This window comes from Pseudoalteromonas sp. meg-B1, from assembly GCF_003173795.1.
Classification (GTDB): Bacteria; Pseudomonadota; Gammaproteobacteria; order Enterobacterales; family Alteromonadaceae; genus Pseudoalteromonas; species Pseudoalteromonas undina.
On record NZ_QGQU01000001.1, the window covers coordinates 620,739 to 640,166 of the forward strand.

19 protein-coding genes are annotated in these 19,428 nt (G+C 38.9%); 9 read left to right on the forward strand and 10 right to left on the reverse strand.

What is annotated here, in order from left to right; genetic code table 11:
• Nucleotides 1-23: 23 nt before the first annotated feature.
• The gene (locus DK924_RS02900) at nt 24-383 is read right to left on the reverse strand and encodes an outer membrane protein assembly factor BamE (RefSeq protein WP_010387969.1); all 360 of its coding nucleotides are present in this window, start codon (nt 381-383) and stop codon (nt 24-26) included.
• A gap of 106 nt (nt 384-489) precedes the next feature.
• On the opposite strand from DK924_RS02900, the gene DK924_RS02905 reads away from it, so the two are divergent.
• A complete protein-coding gene (locus DK924_RS02905; RefSeq protein WP_021033156.1) occupies nt 490-831 on the forward strand; it encodes a GIY-YIG nuclease family protein in 342 nt (113 codons plus the stop codon).
• Here the strand turns inward: DK924_RS02905 and DK924_RS02910 are convergent.
• From DK924_RS02910 to ilvC, 4 genes are all read right to left on the reverse strand, one after another.
• Nucleotides 777-1,550, reverse strand: coding sequence for a M28 family peptidase (locus tag DK924_RS02910; RefSeq protein WP_258306402.1), 774 nt, complete (start codon nt 1,548-1,550; stop codon nt 777-779). The two genes, DK924_RS02905 and DK924_RS02910, sit on opposite strands and share 55 nt — an antisense overlap.
• A gap of 139 nt (nt 1,551-1,689) precedes the next feature.
• Nucleotides 1,690-2,880 carry a tetratricopeptide repeat protein gene (locus DK924_RS02915; protein ID WP_109874303.1) on the reverse strand — a complete coding sequence of 397 codons (1,191 nt, stop codon included), beginning with the start codon at nt 2,878-2,880 and terminating at the stop codon, nt 1,690-1,692.
• Between the two features lie 77 nt (nt 2,881-2,957).
• Nucleotides 2,958-4,877, reverse strand: coding sequence for a methyl-accepting chemotaxis protein (locus DK924_RS02920; RefSeq protein WP_109874304.1), 1,920 nt, complete (start codon nt 4,875-4,877; stop codon nt 2,958-2,960).
• A gap of 155 nt (nt 4,878-5,032) precedes the next feature.
• Complete coding sequence (gene ilvC, locus DK924_RS02925) at nt 5,033-6,505, reverse strand: ketol-acid reductoisomerase (protein ID WP_109874305.1); 1,473 nt, start codon at nt 6,503-6,505, stop codon at nt 5,033-5,035.
• A gap of 137 nt (nt 6,506-6,642) precedes the next feature.
• Here ilvC and ilvY point away from each other — a divergent pair, with 137 nt between their 5' ends.
• From ilvY to DK924_RS02955, 6 genes are all read left to right on the forward strand, one after another.
• Nucleotides 6,643-7,548, forward strand: coding sequence for an HTH-type transcriptional activator IlvY (ilvY, locus tag DK924_RS02930; protein WP_010387979.1), 906 nt, complete (start codon nt 6,643-6,645; stop codon nt 7,546-7,548).
• 90 nt (nt 7,549-7,638) lie between these two features.
• Complete coding sequence (locus DK924_RS02935; protein ID WP_081374092.1) at nt 7,639-8,685, forward strand: GGDEF domain-containing protein; 1,047 nt, start codon at nt 7,639-7,641, stop codon at nt 8,683-8,685.
• A 111-nt stretch (nt 8,686-8,796) separates the two neighbouring features.
• Nucleotides 8,797-9,636 (forward strand): MipA/OmpV family protein, encoded by an 840-nt coding sequence (locus tag DK924_RS02940; RefSeq protein WP_054201690.1) that lies wholly within the window; start codon nt 8,797-8,799, stop codon nt 9,634-9,636.
• 13 nt (nt 9,637-9,649) lie between these two features.
• Nucleotides 9,650-10,015, forward strand: a complete 366-nt coding sequence (locus DK924_RS02945; RefSeq protein WP_010387982.1) for a DUF3019 domain-containing protein — start codon at nt 9,650-9,652, stop codon at nt 10,013-10,015.
• A gap of 14 nt (nt 10,016-10,029) precedes the next feature.
• The gene (locus tag DK924_RS02950; protein ID WP_010387984.1) at nt 10,030-10,722 is read left to right on the forward strand and encodes a response regulator; all 693 of its coding nucleotides are present in this window, start codon (nt 10,030-10,032) and stop codon (nt 10,720-10,722) included.
• A gap of 26 nt (nt 10,723-10,748) precedes the next feature.
• Complete coding sequence (locus DK924_RS02955) at nt 10,749-11,984, forward strand: ATP-binding protein (RefSeq protein WP_010387986.1); 1,236 nt, start codon at nt 10,749-10,751, stop codon at nt 11,982-11,984.
• A gap of 107 nt (nt 11,985-12,091) precedes the next feature.
• Here the strand turns inward: DK924_RS02955 and DK924_RS02960 are convergent, their stop codons facing one another.
• Complete coding sequence (locus tag DK924_RS02960; RefSeq protein ID WP_010387988.1) at nt 12,092-12,313, reverse strand: DUF3820 family protein; 222 nt, start codon at nt 12,311-12,313, stop codon at nt 12,092-12,094.
• 285 nt (nt 12,314-12,598) lie between these two features.
• The gene (locus DK924_RS02965; protein ID WP_109874882.1) at nt 12,599-14,170 is read right to left on the reverse strand and encodes a cation:proton antiporter family protein; all 1,572 of its coding nucleotides are present in this window, start codon (nt 14,168-14,170) and stop codon (nt 12,599-12,601) included.
• A 310-nt stretch (nt 14,171-14,480) separates the two neighbouring features.
• On the opposite strand from DK924_RS02965, the gene DK924_RS02970 reads away from it, so the two are divergent.
• Entirely contained in the window at nt 14,481-15,224 is a 744-nt protein-coding gene (locus tag DK924_RS02970; protein WP_109874306.1) for a sporulation protein, read from the forward strand.
• A 51-nt stretch (nt 15,225-15,275) separates the two neighbouring features.
• The gene (locus DK924_RS02975) at nt 15,276-15,719 is read left to right on the forward strand and encodes a GNAT family N-acetyltransferase (protein WP_054201688.1); all 444 of its coding nucleotides are present in this window, start codon (nt 15,276-15,278) and stop codon (nt 15,717-15,719) included.
• Nucleotides 15,720-15,768: 49 nt separating this feature from the next.
• On the opposite strand, the gene DK924_RS02980 is transcribed toward DK924_RS02975, so the two are convergent.
• The 3 genes from DK924_RS02980 to DK924_RS02990 all read right to left on the reverse strand — a co-directional run bounded on the left by DK924_RS02980 (nt 15,769) and on the right by DK924_RS02990 (nt 19,402).
• On the reverse strand, nt 15,769-17,124 hold the full coding sequence (locus DK924_RS02980; protein ID WP_010387992.1) for a sodium-dependent transporter: 1,356 nt from the start codon (nt 17,122-17,124) through the stop codon (nt 15,769-15,771).
• Between the two features lie 197 nt (nt 17,125-17,321).
• Nucleotides 17,322-18,611: an ATP-binding protein gene (locus DK924_RS02985; protein WP_109874307.1), complete on the reverse strand. Its 1,290-nt coding sequence runs from the start codon at nt 18,609-18,611 to the stop codon at nt 17,322-17,324.
• 86 nt (nt 18,612-18,697) lie between these two features.
• On the reverse strand, nt 18,698-19,402 hold the full coding sequence (locus tag DK924_RS02990) for a response regulator transcription factor (protein WP_010387994.1): 705 nt from the start codon (nt 19,400-19,402) through the stop codon (nt 18,698-18,700).
• Nucleotides 19,403-19,428: the final 26 nt, after the last annotated feature.

Below are 19,428 nucleotides of genomic sequence, written 5' to 3' on the forward strand. Positions count from 1 at the left end.
TTAATTAAACCTTATATAGCTTCTTATTGCTCTAAAGGCGTTGTAAAGTTTTCTGGTTGCTCATAGTCGCCCGATACTGTAACTAGCTTTTCATTTTCAAAGTTTAGTACTAATGATTTAAACTGTTCATTAGCACGCCCTTTATTGAAGCTGTATACATAACGCCAAGTATTTTTATCGAAGGCGTCTTCGGCAATGGGTCTGCCTAATACGTAAATTACTTGTTCGCGAGTCATATTAACGCGAAGCTTATCAACGTCTGATTGTTCTAAAAAGTTACCTTGAGGGATGTTGATTCTGTATACCCAGCTAGAACAACCTGCGGCTGAACTAAGCGTTAAAGCGACGATAAGCCAAAGAGAAAAAGTTTTTAACGACTGCATTGTTAGTTGTGATCCTTATTTTTTATAATCTGCATGATACCGATTAGTCACTCAAGGTAAAACCCTTTTGAGTAATTGTTTTTGTTTAGCGCGTTAAGGCGAGGTTTTGACCATTAATAATCAAAAAAGTTTAAACAATGAGTTGTGCAAAATTAAAAATAAACCGCCAACTTGGTCACTTTATATTGTGCAAACACGGTTTGGTCATTGGTATACCGGTATTACTGTTGATGTTGCTCGACGTATCGCTACTCATCAAGCAGGTAAAGGAGCAAAAAACCTCAAAGGTAAAGGGCCGCTTATGCTGATTCATCAACAACAAGTAGGTACTAAAAGCGACGCAAGCAAATTAGAATATGCGATAAAAAAACTTCCACGAGCAAAAAAAGAGGCTTATGTTGCTGCTTTTAAAGAGGGAGTTAATACCGCGGAGTTTGTCAAAAGCTGATTAATAAATTCCTCAATTAGCAATACGGCTTCTTGATAGAGGGGAGCGTTAATATTTTCGAGCGTATCTCTGGCACTATGGTGGTAGTTATCTGCCCCCATAGAAAAGTACACATACGGAATTTTTTGTTTAGCGAATGAATAATGGTCGCTGGCTCTGCGCCAATCTATTTGTTTCGTGTTGGTGAGTCGGCTCATTTTTCGTGATGAATAAACAGGCTTTAATTTGATCTTGTCCCCGTTAATCTGAGTAAATAACGGATTAAGCTGGGCTTTTAAAGATCGACTTGTTAGCGCGTATAAACGCTTATGTGACTTTTTAATTGCCAACATATCTAAGTTAATATTTAAAACAATCGGGAGCTGGCGTATTGTTTTAGCAAAGTGCTCACTGCCGTGTAAACCATTTTCTTCAGCGTCTGTTGCAACAAACATAAAACGATATGAAGAAGAATCCGTTAGCGCATTCGATAAATAAAGTAATGCAGCAACACCCGAGGCATTATCGTTAGCACCTGGGTGTAATTTTCCTGCTTTTAGACCTAGATGATCATAATGCGCAGTAATAACAATTACAGGTAAATCTTTTACAGTATTAGTGGCAATAATATTAACGCCTTGTGCGTTAGAGAACAGCCCTGAGGAATAAGTAAAAGGTTGTTCACTTACTGTAAGTTGATGCTCTTTGAAGCGTGTTTTTAAATACTCCCTTGTGAGCAAGGCTGCCTGGCTATTCGTTTTTCTACCAGCTAACTCCGAGCTGGTTAATATAGTTAAATCAGCTAATAATTGCGGCTCAATCTGTTTACAAAGGCCGCTCCAACTTATAAAAACTATGATACAGGTTAAGCTAAATAATTTAATGATGATTCGCCTTAGCGGTGAGTGACTTTAATGCGATAAGCTTATTGTCATAGCGCTGTTTTTCATGATCAAAGTCTGCTTTTTTTCTAGCTTTACGCAAATGAAACTCCGCTCTAGTTATATTATTTAATTCAAAATAACTGCGCGCTAGCCCAAAGTGGCTTTCATGAAGTGTCGGTGACATAGCGTTTGCTTTTTTATAATGGCTAATTGCATTTGCGTAATCACCATTCACATAGTCACTGTTACCAAGCGATATATGATAGTAAGGGTTTTCTTGGCGCTTTTTGTCAAGCTTTGCCAATAGCTTTTCGCCTTCGGCTACTCTATCTGTAAGTTTATATAATAATGCTAAATTACCTTGCGCAGTATTATCATGGGCGTTTAAGGCAATAGCATAGCTGTACATTTGCTCCGCTTGCTTTAAATCATCTAATTGTTTAAAGAGTACCCCTAAATTGCCCCAGCTAGCACTAAATGAAGCATCGGTATTAATTGCGGCTTTGAAATAGCTATACGCTAAATCATAGTGTTTATTTACCAGTGCCTCACCGCCTTTATTATTATAAAACATGGCGGTCACTCGTTTTTTTGACAGCGATGAGGTTGCAAAACGGGCTTGTCGGCTATTGGGGTCAAAATCAATGATTAAGCGCTTATTACGCTGATAAACAAGTGAGCTGTCTTTGAGCTTAGTTTTATTGTCTATGGCAAGGTTGATGTGCCCAGTGAGTAAATTAAATCCTTGATTTAACGCCCAGTACTCAGGAACATGTACTTTTTGAAAGCGGGCTTTAAGGCCTAAATGTTCGGCTAAGCTATACGCTAAAATAGAGAGGGAAAGACAATTAGCATTTAAATTTTGATAGCTTTGAGATGCAGTTTGTGTGCTAGTAGATTGGTAAGATAGTGAGTTATCACCATTTGTGAGTAAAAAACTAAGTAGACTATAGGCAATTTTATCAGCCGATTTATTTTTTTGTACATAAGCACTTAATTGCTGTTTGAGACTCTGGTCGAGTTGAAATATTTGCAGCTCAGACTCGATAGGCTGCTGTTGAAGTTGCATTGGGGGAGTAATAATAGGGATTGGCACGCTTAAATTGGCGTTATTTGTAGTGCTACACGCACTTAAACTCAGCAAGCAGACAGCCAGTAAATAATGTTTACCTTGAACAGCACTCATACACACCTCTGTACAAAAAACACACTTAAGTATAGTGGTTATTTTGTACAGAGGTTATTTAAAACGTAACAAACTATTTAACGCTGCTGATTAAACGTGGCAACTAGCGCATCAAGTGTTTGTGCGCTGGTGGCTAAGTCACGAATTGCTTGTTCGGTATTTATTTGTTCACTCATTGATTTATCACTGATCTCACTAATTTGCTCAATACTTCCACCCACATCGTTCACTACACTGCTTTGTTGTTCGGTGGCTGTGGCAATTAGAGTTGCCATATCGTTAATTTCATTCGCTGTTTCAGTAATAGTATTAAGTAACTCAACCGAGTTTTGCATTGCGCTAACGCTTTGTTGGGCTTTATTTTTTGATTGGCTAATATCATTTACAACATCATCTGAAATTTGAGTGAGCTCTTCAATCATTGATTGAATTTCAGTGGTTGACTGTGATGTACGATTTGCCAGTGCTCTAACTTCGTCAGCAACGACTGCAAAACCTCGACCATGCTCACCTGCACGTGCAGATTCAATGGCTGCATTGAGAGCCAGTAAGTTGGTTTGCTCTGAAATCCCTCTAATTGAATCTACAATACTGGCAATGTCTATGGTTTTTTTAGAAAGCAGTGCAACTTGCTCGGTAATACCATCGATGTCGCTGGCAAGGGCTGAGATTGTCGTTTGGCTTTGTAATACTTGTTGATGGCTTTGTTTGGTATTATCGCGACTATCGTTGGTTAACTTAGCTGCATTCGCTGCACTTTGTGCTATTTCTTGCACTGTAGCGGCCATTTCATTGATCGCTGCAGCAACTGAAATAGTTTGCTCTTTTTGTTTATCCAGCGCTAAGGAGTTTTGTTTTGCTTGCGCAAAGACATGATCAGAACTTTGACGAATACCATGGCTTTCATCAGCGACTTGCACAATGGCGGTTTCTATTTTCTCAATAAACTGGTTGAACCCTGACGTTAAATTATTGAGTTCAGGTTGAGGTGATGCTGGTAGACGATACGCTAAATTAGCATCACCGCGGCCTAAACGAGAAAACAACTCCGCCATTTTTGATAACGGTGAGGCTAAAGAGCGAGCTAACAAGTAACTTATCACGCTTGCGATAAGTGCTGTAATGATAGTAAATGTGAATATTTGCCACTCGAGGGTGTTTACACTTGCGAATACCTCGCTTTTTGGTACTTGAGCCAACACAAATAAGTCGGTGTTTTTAATTGGTGTGGCAGCAATCAGCGTGGCTTGTCCGTTAATATTTACTTCTTCTAAAGTAAAACCATTTTCATCAAGTAATTTGTTATGAATATTAGCACTGTAAATACTATCTATATTAACCTTAGCGACTTTAGCTGCATCTTTGTGTAGCTGAATTAAGCCACTTTCATCGGCAATAAATACAAATCCTGACTGCTCAATTTTAAATTGCTGTAGTAGCTTTTGCATATCAGTAATGCTTTTTGCTAAGCCCGCCAAGCCGAATCCATTAGGCTGTTGGTGATTAACAAACATTTTTACATCGTTTGCCGACTCTTGATAAATACTGATTGAATAAGGTTGTTTTGATTGGGTAAAAGCAAAAAACCAACCATCTGCAGCATCATTTTTTAACACCCGTAAAAAGCCATCTTGATTCCAATATTGCGCGGTATTTTTATTTGCCCACGAAGCAGTTGCAAGATCATATTGCTCAACTAAACGATTAAGTTCTTTGAGTAATAACGCATCGTTGGTGTTGCCAGAGTTTGCCCAATCTAAAATAAAGGTGTTGGCAGAAAGCTGCTGTGCTGCGCCTAAAAGTTCATTGATCTCCCCACCAATATGATTACTGATTGTTTGCAGCTTGCTTGGCAGTTCTGATTCTATCATGCGTTGCTCAATAATATTCTTTGAGTTATGTAAAGACGTCAAACCAATTAATACAGCAACACAAATAGCAATAATGCTTCCAAGTGCTGTAATTTTTTGAGTAATAGAGAGATTTTGTATCGTCATGGTAGTACTTATATATTTACAACTGAGGCAATGAGGCGATTATTCTAGCACATTATTTATTTTCGGCTATTGATGATTAATTTACATTAAAAAAGCCCACAGCAAAATGCAAGTGGGCTTGGTTTCTAACAAGTGAAAGTTCTAGGGTTATAGGGTTAAACTATTTTTTTCATTGCCGACATATAGCCACGTAATTTAGCACCAACTTTCTCAACAGGATGTTCACGCAGTGCGGTATTTATTTGAATCAAGGTTTGATTATCTACTTGATTACTCTGCTCATTTAAGCCTTTGCCAATAACATCAGTATCAATATCTTGCATAAATTCTTGTAGTAGCGGTAAACATGCATGGTTGTATAAGTAGCAACCATACTCTGCAGTATCTGAAATAGTACGATTCATTTCAAACAGCTTTTTACGTGCAATGGTGTTAGCAATTAACGGCGTTTCATGCAGTGACTCATAATAAGCTGATTCTGCAATAATACCGGCTGCAGTCATGGTTTCAAACGCCAGCTCTACGCCTGCTTTAACCATGGCTACCATTAAAATACCGTTATCAAAAAACTCTTGCTCAGTAATTTCTACATCACCCGCTGGGGTTTTCTCAAAATGAGTTTCCGCGGTTTCAGCACGCCATTTTAGTAGGTTAGCATCATCATTTGCCCAGTCTTCCATCATGACTCGTGAAAATGTGCCATCGATAATGTCATCTTGATGTTTGTTATACAGTGGGCGCATGATCACTTTTAATTGCTCGCTTAATTCAAACGCTTTTACTTTGGCTGGGTTTGATAGGCGGTCAAGCATATTAGTAACACCGCCATACTTAAGTGCTTCTGTGATCACTTCCCAGCCATATTGAATTAGCTTTGAGGCATAACCGGCATCAAGGCCTTTATCAATCATTTTATCAAAACATAAAATAGAGCCCGTTTGTAGCATGCCACATAAAATGGTTTGCTCACCCATTAAGTCAGACTTAACCTCGGCGATAAACGATGATTTAAGTACTCCCGCTCGATGACCACCCGTACCTGCGGCATAGGCTTTTGCTTGTGCCAAACCATGACCCTGAGGATCATTCTCGGGGTGAACTGCAATGAGTGTTGGTACACCAAAGCCGCGCTTATACTCTTCACGTACTTCTGAACCAGGGCATTTTGGTGCAACCATAATAACGGTAATGTCTTCACGAACTTGCATGCCCTCTTCAACAATATTAAAGCCATGTGAATAGGCAAGGGTTGAGCCATGTTTCATTAATGGCATGATGGCATTAACAACCGCAGTATGTTGTTTATCAGGCGTTAAGTTAAGTACTACATCGGCTGTTGGGATTAATTCTTCATATGTACCCACTTTAAAACCATTTTCCGATGCATTTAAGAATGACTGACGACGCTCAGTAATTGCTGAATCACGTAGCGTATAGGCTACATCTAAACCAGAATCACGTAAATTTAAACCTTGATTTAAGCCCTGTGCGCCACAGCCTACAATTACCAATTTTTTACCTTTAAGTGCAGCAACACCGTCGTTAAATTCGTCTGCGCCCATAAATTCACATTGTGCCAATTGCGCTAATTGTTCGCGTAAAGGTAAGCTATTAAAATAATTTGCCATGATAAGTTTCCCATTAATTCAGTTTGTTAGATGCAATGCTTTTGCTTTGCTTGGAATAACCATATGAAAATTCTTTTCTTGCGTAAAATGATATATTTGAATTAAAGTGTTTCACAATATGAAATACCGGTGTTGTTATGGATCATAAGCATTTAAATTACTTTTTGGCGTTGGCAAAAACGCTTCATTTCTCTCGTGCCAGTGAGTTATGCCACATAAGTGCGCCTACTTTAAGTCGTAATATTAAGCAGTTAGAAGATGAAGTAGGGGTGATGTTGTTCCAGCGAGATAATCGCAGTGTCAAGCTTACTCGCGAAGGCGTTGCATTTAAGGAGTATGCTAGTGCAACGCTTAGTAATTGGCAGCGTTTTAAGGCCAATTTAAACGAACCGCAACAACATATTTATGGCAATGTGAGTCTTTATTGCTCCGTTACCGCATCTTATAGTTTTTTGCATCATATTTTGGAGCAGCTCAGGGCTCAGCATCAGCATATTGAAATCACCTTAAATACGGGCGACCCTGCTCTGGCAATAAATCGTGTATTAGACGGTCACGAATCCATGGCTATTGCAGCTAGGCCCAGTAAATTACCTGCACAAATTGCATTTGTAGATATTGGTTACTCGCCACTGGTATTAATTGCGCCCACTATTCAATGTCCGATCACAGAAAAGCTAACTAATAACAGCGAGACTATTGATTGGTCTGAGCTTGAATTTATTGTTGCTGAACAAGGGTTTTCACGACAAAGGTTAGAGCAGTGGTGGCGAAAAAATAACGTGCAAGGAAAAATCTATGCACAAGTCGCTGGGCATGAGGCTATGGTATCTATGGTGAGTTTGGGCTTAGGCGTGGCCATGATCCCAAAAATTGTTCTCGATAATAGCCCTTTAAACGATAAAGTTCAGATTTTGGATAGCAAAGATGAGCCCCCACAAGGTTTTAAAATTGGCCTAGCGGTATTACATAAAGAATTAAATGATCCTGCTATTAGTGCACTGTGGAATATTGCACAAAATATGGGAGAAAACATAATATAGGCTTGTTGGATGATAAAAAAGTGTTAATATAAACCGCTAATATTTATGTGTTTGTTAACATCTTTGTTGTGATGTCTGAGAGTTTCAATTATGGATAATACTGCCTCACTTGCTCATTCTGCCCAGTGTTTAAAAAAAGCCATTCCACTTATGGTGAAGTACAAAATGCCAGTAACGCCAATAAACTATGCGATTTGGTACTGTTATGTACAGGGCGATAACCCGCAACTAAATACAGAGCTTGATAAAGTTATCGGTCAGCACAATACTTGCTCAGCTCAAAATGCACAGGAAATATTTGATAAATACATAAACGACGAAGAATTAGCGTTTTTTCAACAAATGTCTGAAAAATTTCATGGTACGGTAGAGCAAGTACAGTTTGACTTGAGTGACTCTATTCAGTATTCAAAAAGCTTTACTACTTCGTTAGTTGACTCACAAAATGAGTTAAAAACACTCTCTAGCATTAACTCATTTAATGAAATTCTATCTTGTGTTGAACGTCTAACAGATGAATCAATCGCAATGCAAGATTATGCTCGCGGTTTCCAAACTAAATTAGCGCAAGCATATAATGAGATAAAAGATTTAAGAGAAGCCCTCACTATGACTCAAGAAGCGGTTGATAAAGATTCACTAACGGGGTTATTTAATCGCGGTAAGTTTGATACTGACATAGTCGAGTTTTGTGTTCATGCATCTTCACAAGATGAGCAATCTAAGTTAGCCGTGTTAATAATGTTCGATATTGATCACTTCAAGCGTTTTAATGACGATTTTGGTCACCAAAAAGGCGACGAGGTACTCAAACTTGTCGCTCAGAAAGTTCAAAATTGTGTGCAAGAACAATATAATGCGTATCGTTTCGGTGGTGAAGAATTTTGTATTACAGGTTACTTTGATAGCATTAATGATGCGATGACATTCTGCAATCAGTTGCGTTTGAGTATTGCTAAATTAACTATTCGTAAAAAAGAAGATAGCGATAATAAACGTAATATCTCAGCAAGTTTTGGTATTGCTTTAATGGAGCCTTTTAGTAAAAGCTGTTTATTAGTAGAAAAGGCTGATAGAGCACTTTATTTAGCTAAAACCCATGGTCGAAATCGAGTTGAAATAGCCGCTAATTTGTAAACGTGTTCCGTTTGTATCAAATTTGTTAATGATTGTAACCCTCTAGAGCTTGTACTTATACTACTTGCTACTATAGGGTCAAAGCCACTTTATAAACTAGTGAATAACCCCATGGTGTTACATCTGAGAATAAAAATATGCATTTTATTGGCGTTGTTTAGCGCTAATGCCTTTGCTCAGACGCAGCAACACATCTCTACTGATGAACTTAAAATTAGTGTCAGCTTAGGGGGGGGAGTGATCAGTAACCCTTTACATGGTGCAGACAACATTCCTTTGGTGGTGGTTCCACAAGTGGCTTATTATGGCCAAAATTGGTTTTTTGATAACGGTCGTTTAGGCTATTCTTTTATACAAAGTGATACGCATAACATTAGCTTTGTGTCAGAAATTAACCCAGAATCACGATTTTTTATTGACTGGCACCCGCAAAATATATTCCCGCTCACAGCAACGGCTAATAACGAAATATTAGAATCGCAACACATTGAATCTCCTCGCCAGATTAATATCAATAATATTCAAAAAAGACGAGTGGTGCTGGATGCCGGCGTCAGTTATGTTTTTGTAAAACAACAACAGGTATTTTCTGCGCAATTATTGCATGACGTAAACAGTGTTTATAATAGCTTTAGGGGCTCGCTACAATGGCAATACCATTTTGATCTTAAGGTGTTAGAACTTAAATCGACCTTAGGCGTAAACTACAAATCAGCACAACTAAATAACTACTTTTATGGCTTAAACAATACAGAATCTTTATATGGTGAAATAGAAGTTGGTAGTAGCTGGCAACCTTATGCTAAAATCGACGTCCGTTGGCCGGTAGGTAAAGCCAACGCACTTCGTTTTCATTTAGCATATTATGACTATTCAGCAATGGATAGCAGTCCGCTCTTTGAACATGACTATTCAATGACCGCCTTTATAGGATTCGAACATACATTTTAATATGAAGTGTTTTATGTTGGTTGTGTTTGCAGCTTCATTTTTTAGCAACCTAAGTGTTGCAAAAGCCTCTTCACTTAACGTATCACCCAAAGTCTGTGTGGTTTCCGAACAACAAGAATTTTGTGATCTTGAGTTAAAATTTAAGTGGCAACTGTCTGAGCCAAGTGATGTGTGTTTATACCAGCAAGATACCCAATTGCAATGTTGGCAAGGGGTAAAAAAAGGGCAATTTAGTTATAAAGCGCGTGTTCAGGTGGAGACCATATACTCCCTGATTAATCCCCTTACAGGTGTGTCATTAGCGAGTGTGCAAGTAGAAGTGCAAACTGCATACGCTAAGAAAAAACATCGGCTACGCTCACCTTGGAGCTTTTTTTAATTTAGGAGCAGTAAATGCCAAAGATATTACTTGTTGAAGATGACTTAGGGTTGCAACAATTAACCAAAGACTATCTTGAGCATAATGGCTTAGAAGTTGACGTATTAGAACGCGGTGACGAAGTGTTTCCTTATCTGAGTGAAAACCATGTTGATTTAATCATTCTAGATGTGATGCTGCCAGGAAAAGATGGCTTTAGTGTGTGCCGTCAAGTGCGCGACAAATACACCTTACCTATTTTAATGCTTACTGCAAAGGGCGAAGATTTTGACCAAGTTATCGGCTTAGAACTCGGTGCTGACGATTACGTTATTAAACCTGCAGAGCCGCGCGTACTATTGGCGCGAATTAGTGCATTATTACGCCGTGGACAGCCTAGCGTAAAAGCCATAGAAGAGCTTAAGTTTGGTGACTTATCAATAGATAAAACTAGCCGTATTGTAAAGCTAAGTGGTGTTGAAATCGTATTAACCTCACATGAGTTTGAATTGCTGTGGTTATTAGCTTCAAATGCAGGAGAAGTGCTCAGCCGAGAACATGTGCACCAACATATGATTGGACGTGAGTACGATGGGCTAGATCGAACCGTTGATGTACGTGTGTCTCGAATTCGTAAGAAGCTTGGTGATAACAGTGATAAACCATACCGTATTAAGACAGTGTGGGGACAAGGCTATTTATTTGTATCAGATGCGTGGGACATGTAATTAATGCAAGGTATTAGGCTAGGTTAATGGGAAAGCTATTTATTAGCCTTTACGTGTATATTATTGCTTCTTTGTTTATTGCCAGTGGTGTTATAGAGCAGCTTTGGCCGTATGATGAATCTGAGCAACATGTTTTGTTAGATAATGAATTTGGGCAGTCGTTATGGCTGCTTTCTCAAACGCCAGATGGTCTTGAGCAGCTAAAGCATAATTTTGATAGCCAAGTTATCGCCCAACAAGATTTGGTTCTCCCTCCTGAGCAGCAAACACAATTAGCTCAAAATAATTACCTTTACTTGTACGATAAGCAGCAACGTATTGTTTGGTATGTCACTTTAAATAACTCTCAGTTATTACAAATAGGTCCTGTAGGTGTTAAAGCTAAAAACACCGGGACCGTGATACCTTATTTATTAGTTTTATTTATTATTAGCTTACCGATAGGGTTATGGAGCTTATTGTTATGGCGAGATTTTGCCAAGCTCAGTCAAGCCTGTGAAGCGGTCGGTGGGGCGCAAGATTTTCAATTAAGCGACAGCTCTAAATCATTCTTTTTACCCATCACTGATACATTAAAAGTAATGCAGCAACGGATAGAGTTTTTACTGAGTGCTCAACAAGAACTAACCTCATCAGTGTCACATGAGTTCAGAACACCATTAGCCCGTTTGAAGTTTGCAATCGCAATGTTAGAGAGTAAAGTTCAAGATGGCAAAGCACAGCACTATTTATCTGATATGCAAATGGATATTCATGAGCTGGAATCCTTGGTATCAGAAATGTTGGAATACGCTCGTTTAGATACACAGCAACCAAGCTTGCAATTGGTTCCCTGTGATATCGTCGCATTAATTAAAGCTAATATCGAAAAAGTAACTTTTGATACACCTATTAAATTAACCACAACGTTGCCGAGTCAATTTATAAACGTATGTGATAGTCATTTCATGTCGCGAGTGCTACAAAATTTAATTAGTAATGCACTGAAACATGCTACGCAAACTGTGCATATTAGTTTAACTGCCAACGCCGAAAAGTTATTTCTGGTGATTGAAGATGATGGCCCAGGTATTGCGGATGCTGAACGTGAGAAAGTGTTTAAACCTTTCACCCGTTTAGATAAAAGCCGTGATAAAAAAACCGGTGGGTTTGGATTAGGGCTAGCAATTGTAAATAAAATTATTAGCTGGCATAAAGGGCAGTGTAAGATTGAAGACTCACCATTGGGTGGGGTTAAGTTTATTATCACCCTCGACAACTAAATCCCAAACAATAAAAAAGCGCCATAAAGGCGCTTTTTTGCGGTTTAAAACCAAAAAATCAACAAGTAGCATATAGATAGACAGACCATTTATAGAAAAGTTCTATTTTATTTACTATTTTTTTCTAGTAATGGCATCAGCATTTGCTCTAAGCCATTAAGCTTCACTTCGTACATCATTGCGAGCTGAGAGCCAAGCTTGCTATCAGGAAAGCCTTGTTGTTTAAACCACACTAAATATGGCTCAGGCAGCAAAAGTAAAGGGCGTCCCGCATACTTGCCAAATGGCATAATGGTGTTAATCGCTACTTTTAGTTGTTGAGGATCCATTACTGACATCTTTTATAAATAATGGGGATAAGTGTAAGGGATTTTAAGGAAATAAAATAGGCTGTAACGGGCAAGTAACAGCCTATTGATAGAGGGAGTAGGCCCTCTAATTTGAGAATCTTATTGGTCACTTAAAAGCAAGGGGTCCGTTATTTGTCTTTTATAAAACACAAACTTAGGTATTAGCTTTATTCAACCAACACAGACATTTTACCTGATTTTTTCACCAATAAAATACTCAGATGTAAAGGAATGTAAATGCAATCTATTTGCATCTAAGCCCGATTACGGAAACAAGGTTTGCTTTACATGCTCTGCAAAACCGCTACCAGCCTCTAAATAAAAGTTATAAGTAGAATCTATTCCCATATCTTCTAATTCTTTTTGCTGATCGGGGTAGTTAGCAATCGCAGTTACTTGCCCTTTATAGCCTGATGCTTGTAATTGCTCTAAAGCAAAAATATTTTGCATATGCTTAGGCATAGTTAACATAACCATTTCCACATGAGAGTGATTAACGCGCTGCCAAAAATCAGGGTCGGTGGCATCGGCAATTAATACTCTGCGTCCACGTTTAATATGTTTATCGACCACCTCAGGTTTAATATCAATACCTGCAACTACATCAGGGTGAGTTGCGTTTATTGTTTCATAGGCACCAGTGCCAATTCTACCCATACCAAAGATCACTATTTTCGTATCATTTAAGTTTACAGGAAGCTCTTCTGCTAAGCGGGTCTTGCTTTCAAACTTCAATAAGAGGCGTTCAATTTTAACGTACAGCTCGTTAGAGCGTTTATTTAAAGGGGAGGCAATCACAAATGTAATTGATACGGCAATCGCGATAACCGCGAGCCATTCAGAGGTAACCATGCCGCTAGATGCAGCAACGGCACAAACAATTAAGCCAAACTCACTAAAGTTAGCCAAACTAAATGCGGTGAGCAAAGAGGTACGAGCTCGCAGTTTAAATAAATTAGTTAGTATGTAGTAAAGCAGCGTTTTAATAGGGATAATTAATACTAAAATTAAAGCAACGACTAAAGAGTGGGCAGTAAGCTCTGCACTTAAACCAATACTTAAGAAAAAGCCAACCAGTAGTATGTCTTTTAGGCTAAGCAGTGATTTAGACAGCTCACCAGCTTTTTTGTGAGGAGCGAACATCATGCCAATGATCAATGCGCCTAAATCGCCTTTTAATCCTGCGAATTCAAAGGCATTGTACCCAGCTACTAATGCAAAGAAAAAGCCAAATAACGGCAGTAACTCACCGTGTTTAGAGCGGTTTAAAACCCAGTACATAATTGGGCGAAACAAAGGTAGTGCAACAATTAACCCTAAGGCCCAAATGTTCGGTACTTTACCTGTACTGACCGCTAAGAATATGACTGCAAATATATCTTGCATAACCAAAATACCAATGGCTATTTTACCGTGCAAACTTGCCATTTCACCGCGTTCTTCAAGTACTTTTACAGCAAATACCGTACTCGAAAAGCTTAAAGCAAAGCCGACTAACAATGCACTTTGCCAGCTTAAATCGACAAATAATGGCAGTGCGAATACACCAAGCAGCAACATGAAGCCACTAAACAATGCGCTACTTAAAATAATATGTATGGTGGCAGGAGCCCACACTTGTGGTTTTATAAGGTTAGCAATTTTTAGTTTGAGGCCAATACTAAAAAGTAGCAGTGTGACCCCTAAAGAGGCAATCGTTTCGAGTAGCTCCGTGCTTTTGTAACCCGCTAAATTAAGAATAAATCCGGCCATAAGAAAGCCGATAAGCGGCGGTAATTTTAGCTGATATATACCAAAACCGCAGACGAAGGCGGTAGCAAAATAAATTAGTTCCATAGTTATTAGTATCACTGCACTTGGCATTGTAGTGTAGCGAAAAACAATGCTTATTGACAATTTATCTACTTATTTCCTACTGCTAATTGGCTGATAGTGAGTATTTATCACCTGATTGCTAAAACACCTTTATGTATGCATAAAAGCGGCTGTAAAGTACAAAAAACACACATAAATGGCTAGTTTTATGGTAAACAGCATGTAAATAGCAGTTTTTCGCTGACAAGCGCTTTTAAATGTGGTTAAGATGCCATAACGAAGGAGTTTAAGTGTAAGCAAACAAGTGTATTGCTTAGCTTAAGGAGAAAATATGTTTAAAAAGATTTTAGCATCGGTAGGCATTGGTGCCGCCAAGGTGGATACTATTTTAGAAACCGAGCATCTTCAGCCTGGCCAACTATTCAATGCACAAATTGTTATTAGTGCAGGTGATGTAAGTCAAGAAATTGCGGGTTTAGATTTAATGTTAGTTACTCGGGTTAAAGTAGCCAGTGAAGACGGTGATTACTTTACTAATCATGTTATTGATCAATGGCGCATAACTGACATTGGTACTGTTGAGCCTGGTGAAGTTAAAACTATCCCATTTGAAGCCCGTTTGCATTCAGAAACACCAATTACTGAAATTAATGCCGGTTATAACCAGTCTTATGTGTGGTTAGAAACAGGGCTTGATATTGACCTTGCGCTTGATCCAACAGATAAAGACCATTTGCACATCTATCCGAATGAAGCAGTTAAAACCTGTATGCAAGCAATGGAGAAGCTAGGATTTAGTTTAGTTAAAGCAGATGTAGAGCAAGGCCATTTACGTGCTTCTACTTTTCAATCTGTGTCTGGGTGTTATCAAGAGCTTGAATATCAACCAAATAGTCGCAGCTTATTTGGCATAAAGGAAATTGAACTGTCGTTTATTCCTGAAGCGCATAAAACGCATGTACTGATTGAGTTAGACAGAGCATTTAGAAGTGACGGTTATGTCGATTTAACTATCGAGCATGATCATGTTAACTTATCTCAGTTATGTGATCAGTTAGAGCGATTATTTGCTTAATAAGATTATGGGGCCTTTTAGTAAGGCCCTGTAATAATAAAAGGTGTTTAAATGGCGTTTAAATGTGAGCCATTCTCTGCGCTCGACTCCCAGACCCTGTTTGCAATAATGCGTGAACGTGTTGACGTATTTGTTGTAGAACAAGCGTGTCCTTACCCCGAACTTGATGATGTGGATATTGCAGATGCTACTCGCCACTTGTATTCACTCAATAGGCAAACAGTAAATGCCTATGCCCGTTGTTATGAAAAAGATGCACAGTATAGTGCGATAGGGCGCGTTTTAGTTGCTCAATCACAGCGCAGCTCTGGTTTAGGCAAAGAATTAGTTAGCCAGGCTATTGCCTGTTGTAGGACTCAGTGGCCTACTCGTGATATTTATATAGGCGCACAAACCTACCTACTAAATTTTTATCGCTCATTTGGTTTTGAGTGTGTTGGGGAGGAGTACTTAGAAGATGGCATACCCCATCAAGATATGATTTTAAAGCAGTAGATAATTCTTAATAAATAAAGGCCCACATTAGTGGGCCTTTTTTGTTTTATTAGCTAAGTAAAGAATGTAAAAATACTAAGCTAATGGCGATAGGGCATACAAACTTAGTGTACCAAGGCCATATTTTCCAAAATAAGGTGTTATGTACTTCAGGGTTACCTTGCTGGATTGCTTTGAGCAATGACGACCTGTACCAGATCCACCCTACAAAAATACAACACATAAGTCCTAATAAAGGTTGCGCGACTTTAGTTGTTAAGGTGATCACTAAACCAAATAACGTGCCTAAGTTGCACACTATGGTAATACTAACTATGGCAATTAAAGCACCTATTAACCATGTTGCTTGCACACGCTTCATTGCAAAGCGCTCTACAGTGTACGATACCGGCGCTTCAAGCATTGAAATTGACGAGGTTAGAGCGGCAATACTCATTAATGCAAAAAAAGCAAAGCCAACAAATAAACCCACACCACCCATGCCATCAAATAAGGCGGGTAAAACCTGAAATACTAAGGTGTCTTCTGAAAGTAGTTTACCTGTTGTTGACGAGAATATTTCAACACCTTGGGCTTGTGCAACATACATCGCGGGGATAATCAGTAAGCCTGCTACAAATGCGATGAATACATCAATAAGCGTAACATAAGCCCCCAAAGAGACGAGGTTTTCTTTTTTACTGATATATGAGCCATAGATAATCATTACACTGGTGCCCAGTGACAATGAAAAGAAGGCCTGTCCTAGTGCACTGACTAATAAGGTGGGATCAAAAATAGAAGAAAAGTCAGGGACTAGGTAAGCTTTTAATCCCTCAACAGCGCCTTCTTGAGTCATTACATAGGCAATTAAGGCAAACAAAATACCGAGCAAAGCAGGCATTAAACGTTTTGACCATTTTTCAATACCATTTTCAACACCGCGGCTGATAATAGCAACGGTTAAAATAATAAATACCACAGTAAAAAGAATGTTACGTGTAAGTGACTGTTCACTTAACCACGAAGATGCCGCATCTGCGCCTATGAGAGTAGTAACCGGCTCTAAAGTTGCACTTAACATCCAACCAGCAACAATCGCATAAAAGCTTAGTATAAAGCCAGCACATAAAATCCCGCCAAAGCCAACAGCAAAGGCAAACTGCTTTTGCCAAGGTTTAGTGGTTAATTTAGTTAGTGAAGAAACCGCATTAGCTTGTCCATGACGACCTATCATCAGCTCTGCCATTAAAGCAGGATAGGCTAAAAAGAAGGCCAGTACTAAGTACGCGACTAAAAAGGCAGCCCCGCCATTACTTGCTGTTTGTGTCGGGAAACCCCAAATATTACCAAGCCCAACAGCAGATCCTGCCGCAGCCATTATAAAACCAAAGCGGGAGCTAAACTCACCTCTTACTGCACTCATATTATTTTGCTTCTCTATTTTTTCGACGCCGTGACAATCTACTGGAATTGTAAAAAAATAAAAAGTGCTTATTTGACTTAGTCGCACAATTATTGCGTTTTATTTTCAGATATAAATAGCACGTGCATTTTTTGATTATAAATAGCACGATTTCTTTAATTATATTGCGTTAGTTAGAACGGATAGTAATTGTTTGATTAATATCGAAACCGCGCAATCGTAAGTGTAAAGCAGGCCCCACCAAGGTGCTCACTTTTACTCACTTCTATTGAGCCATGATGCCAATCGGCTACTTTGGCAACGATAGCCAATCCTAACCCATAACTGTTGTCACTGCGATTACGGTGGCTGCGCTCACGGAAGAACGGGCTAAATACTTTTTGATTGTTTTCTTGAGCTATTCCTGGGCCATCATCGGCAATGCTGATGACTAAAGTATGCTCTTGTAGCGAGGCGGTTACTTTAATGTGATGATGTGCAAAATCGCAGGCATTATTAATTAAGTTAGCGATCGCTCTTGCTAGCCAATGTAAGTCAGCAAAAATAGTATGATCATCACATTCTAAAGAAATATTAAGCGAACGTGCGGTTATTCTTGGTTCAAGCTGCAGCACAATATCACTTAGATATTGTTTAAGGTTTGCTGATGAGTAAGTAAGTTTATTGGCATTTTGTTCCAAAGTAGCAAATGCTAAGTAGCTTTTTAACATTGACTCCATATGATCCAAATCGGTTTCCATACGGGTTAGGTAATGCTTTATTTTGCTCTCATCATGGCTATCAAGTGCAGCGTCAACACCAAAGCGTAAGCATGCTATTGGGGTTCTTATATCATGGGACAGGCTTGAGGCCATCAGTTTATTTTCAGCAACTAACTTTTCAATTTGGCTTGCCATGCGGTTAAAGGTCAGTTCCACATCTTTAATATAGGTAAAGCGAGAGGGCTTAATTCGGGCTTTAACATTACCGGATGCGAACTGTTTTGCCGCATCATTTAATACTGTAAGACGTTTTGCTAAAGGGGTAATAATAAAACCCATAAAAACACATAAGCCTGTATAAAATAACAAAGTTAAAATTATGTCGTTTCGCTGTATGTTCTCATAAGGTTTATCTAAACGCATGGTTAAATGGTAAGGGCTTAATGCATCATTAGTGTAGAGCATGTAAAAGCCTTGCTCGTCCTCAAGTATTAACCCGCCTTGAGTTTGCATTTTATCTAATAGCGCTGATGGTAATGCTAGCGACTGATTTAATTTGTAGTTAAGAGTCAGGTTAAAATCTTTGGCTAACTTAGTTACCTGTTCTGGTCGTGCCTGTGGCTTTATAGCTGTGAGCTGTTTACTTAACCCGACAATAATCTGGCTTTGAACGCTAAACTCATCCAAAGGTGCATGTGCTTGTTGGCTAAATGCATCAATAAGCCAACCTAAAACAATAATTGAAAGCAGCGCACTGCCTAGTAGTGAAATATAAAACTTTTTCATTGATGCTATTCCATAATAGGCTGGGTGTATTGAAGTGACTTTTATTATTGTCGCGCTTATTATTTTAAGCGCTCAGGCATTAAAACTTACCACGCTGTAGTCACAAACAAATAACCACGCCCCCAAATAGTTTTTATTTTTTCTGGTTTTTGCGGATCATCATTAAACTTTTTACGCAAAGCAGAAATAAGTACATCAACGCTTCTATCTAGACCGTCATACTCCCTGCCTTTGGTTGCTTTAAACACCGCATCACGTGATACAACTTGTCCAGCGTTGCTGGCTAAGTAATGTAATAATAAATACTCTGCGCTTGAAATATTCACATCTTGCTGGTTGAGTGTAACGTTACGAGATTCGGTATTAATACTTAATTGACCAATATTGATCATGCTCTCTTGAGCATCAGTTTTAGGTATGTCGCTGCTGTAGCGTAAAGCCGACTTAATACGAGCAAGCAGTGCGCGAGGGCGAACAGGTTTTATAATGTAATCTGTGGCACCGACTTCAAGCCCAATGACCTCATCCATTTCTTCATCTCGTGCGGTGAGCATAATTATAGGAGCTTGATAAAAGCTGCGTAACTCACGGCATACACTGATACCATCAAGTCCTGGTAACATAATATCGAGTAAAATAAGTTGTGGGTTTAAATGCTTTACTTGGCTTATAACTTCATCACCGCGATGACATACATGCACAATATAACCTTGCTCAGTTAAATACTCAGTTACCCATTGTGCAAGAGAGATATCATCTTCAACCAGTAGAATAGTACCGTAATTATCCATAAGCTTTCTTCGTATACCTGAATGAT